Here is a 3,118-nt window from a genome sequence, read left to right on the forward strand (position 1 = left end):
ACGTCCAATGCCAGCCTGCTGGACACCATCGGGGGCAACTACAAGTACAGCGAAGCCTCGCTGTCCGCGATGTGGCAGGACGTCACGATCGGCCGCTGAACGGCAGACCGGACCATTCGCTGTCTGCTGCCCGCCAGTGCGCACACAGCGGAGCACCCGAAAAGTGACGGCGATCGGTTCCCGCGGCGAGCGGGGTACTCGCAGGGGCGAGTCCACAATCGTGAGGATCCTCTTCAGACAGGGGATTTCCGAAGCGGTTCCGCATCCCGGCATGGATTTCGCAAGCAGGGCCGTGCGAGCGGTTGCATGTGATATATGTGCGACCGCAAGCAGCCAGTGCGTAGAGACCGGCCACCTTGTCGTCCACGAGGCGGACGGTACACGGCACGCGGATGCCGACGGTCCACCGAGCTTATGCGCAGTAATCGCGGTGGACGCTTCGGGCGCGGCGCGGCAGAAGTTCCGCGGGATCCGAGTCGAGTGAAGGGGGCCCGCCGGACCGGGCTGCGAGTCACCCGAAGAACGCCGGCACCCGCGCGCCCCACCATGACCGGCCACGTCTCCGATGGTCACTGCCTCCGCCACGGTCGGGCGGTACCGCTGTGATCGCGACTCCTGCCTGAGGGATTCGCAGGGCGGGGGCCGGCCGGTCCGCCGTCGCCCGTCGCCGAGCGAGGGGCGGGTGGCGATCGCGGTGTACGAAAGGGCTGAGTTCCAAGGCCGACGGCCCGGATGCCCTCAACTGCGAGCGCTCTCAGAAAGGTTGGTCTCAACCCTCGGAAGCCGAGCCACCCCAGTGGCCCGTCGGCCGAAGCGGGCCGTGCCGGGAGGCGATAGCAGCCGCCGCACGGTCGGCGGCCGGAAGGGCATCCCACATGCCGCCGTGCCCACGGACACCTTCCGCAACCACAAGTGCAGCGAGAATTCGCTGTCCCCGGACGGGGGCCGAGGCCACCATCGGCCGATGAGCGGCGGACCGGCCCGTTCGCTTCGCTGTGTGCCGACCGGCATGCGTCCGACAGCACTCGCCAGATTCAGGAGGCAAACGGTGGCAGACCTGACCCACCTCGACGCCAAGGGCCTGCAGACCTTCGTCGACAACGACATGGCCGACTTCATCAAGGAGCTGAAGGGCATCCGCGAAGACGCCGCCAGCGGCAAGGCGCTCAGAAGCGCCATCGTGGGCAAGAACAGCGGCAGCGGCGATCTGGGACGCAACAAGTTCCTGGTCATCGGTGGCATGGCCGCTGAGTCCGAGCCGAACGGCAAGGTCCTGATCGACGCGGTCACCAAGGGGGCGAAGGCCATCGACGATGTCCTCGCAGCGCAGCAGACCCTGTTCAAGGACATCGACAGCAACCTGACCGAGACCATCAAGACGCTGTTGAAGGCGCAGGGTGCCTCCCTGGCCGGCATCAGCGCGGAGAAGCTTCTCGACATCTTCTCGGATGGCGATGGTGACCCGGGGTCGACGGCCGGGTCAGGCGCTTCCGCGACCTAGAGCGGCACAACAAGCCCTCCCTCCATCTCTTTCCTACCTCGCGGAGCGCACTGCTGTGGCTGACACCGACTACTGGGCCAAGGTGGTAAAGCAGTTCACCGGATATCCCGTACCCGACAGAGAGACGCTCTTCAAGGTCCCCAAAGACCCGGACACCCCGCGGACCCCGCTCTTCGGGCTGGCGTTGCACCACACCAAAGTCCAGCCGGTGCATCTCGACGAAATCGGTTGGAACAGGAACAAGAACGATGAATACAACCTGGTGTTCTACACGACCGGGCGAGGGGATGGCGCACACACTGGCCTGTCGATGATCCGGGCAGAGATCAACTTGGTGGCGGCCCCCCAGGGCTATAGCGGCGAAGGACTGCGCAGCCACCGCATGCGTTCAACCAACACCGCGCTGGCGCAGTACATCTGGGGAAGCAGGGCCGTGCTTGACCGGCTGTACTACCAGCACACCACCGAGGGGTTCAACGAAAACGGGCTGGGTGTGGCGTCGAGTGACGTCGTCGACCTCAAGTCGTTCGACCGCATGGCCAGGGCGTTCGACCGGGCGAAGAGGTTCTTCGAAGTCCAGGCCGACACGTTGGAGCAGTGGGAGAAGTCCTTCGGCGCGGAGCAGCCCTCGTGGAAGGGGCAGGCGGCCGAGGTGTTCCGGAACCTGGTAGTCCAGGTACACAGGAACTACGAGAGCTACGTCAACCAGCTCGGAGGCAGGGACTACAAGCCTGCACACGCCCCCATCAACAGCGACCCTGCCAGCTCCAGTCTCGGCGACGCGGTGATAGGAGCCCAGCAGGATGTGCTCCGCAACGTCCGTCACCTCAGGGACGCTTGGGACGAGTGGGCCGCCGACGGCAAGCACCTCCCGCACCAGTGGTTCCTGGAAGAGCTGGAGAAGCTGCAGCAATGGCTGTTCGTGAACAACATCACACAGGTCCTCATCACGCAGAAAATGAGCGTGGAAAACGGCCAATTGGTATCCGGATACAGCACCACCGGTGCCTTCCGGCAGACCTACCCGGGCTACGGGGACCTCTCGAATCCCGATACCTGGACGAAGATCGGTGACACGGCGATCCAGCGGTGGAGCGCGCACGCCGAGGCCATGATCGACCAGCATGCCGCGAGCGCGTTGATGAACCTCAACAACCATTGGCTGGACGCCGCGACCGCCTTCGACGAGCCGCTTCAGACCAAGGGAACCAGCTCTCCCTCGCAGTCCTGGGAGCGAGGCCAGGCCCAGTCCCTCGGCGTCACCAGCCAGGGCCTGAGCGGATCACTTGACGGAACGGGCGGCGCCACCGGCGGCCTGAACGGCAATCTCACCGGCCTGAGCGGCCTCGGCGCCGCCGGGCTGGAACGGAGATCCGCCAACCTGAACGCCGCCCTCGACGGCCTCGGCGCGGATCCGGCCACCAACGGGAACCTTCCGGACAGCCGGGACGGCGCCTCGCTCGACACAAGCAGGTCCGCTGACACGAGCGGGTTGACCGACACCCTTCCGGTCCGGGCCTTGGCGGCGCTGAACAGCATCCCGGCCGGCGCCATGGTGTCCCGTCCGGACTTCGGAACGACCGGCATCGACAGCCTCATGAATCCGGGCGGCGGTTC

2 protein-coding genes are annotated in these 3,118 nt (G+C 65.9%); both read left to right on the forward strand.

What is annotated here, in order from left to right; all coding sequences use genetic code 11:
* The first annotated feature begins 1,048 nt into the window (after window positions 1-1,048).
* On the forward strand, window positions 1,049-1,501 hold the full coding sequence (locus tag ABZZ20_RS36635) for a type VII secretion system-associated protein (RefSeq protein WP_356877350.1): 453 nt from the start codon (window positions 1,049-1,051) through the stop codon (window positions 1,499-1,501).
* Window positions 1,449-3,118, forward strand: a 1,670-nt coding sequence (locus tag ABZZ20_RS36640; RefSeq protein ID WP_356877352.1) for an AAWKG family protein, incomplete at its 3' end; no start/stop codon positions are given. The genes ABZZ20_RS36635 and ABZZ20_RS36640, both read left to right, overlap by 53 nt.

It is taken from the genome of Streptomyces sp. NPDC006430 (genome assembly GCF_040612395.1).
GTDB lineage: Bacteria > Actinomycetota > Actinomycetes > Streptomycetales > Streptomycetaceae > Streptomyces.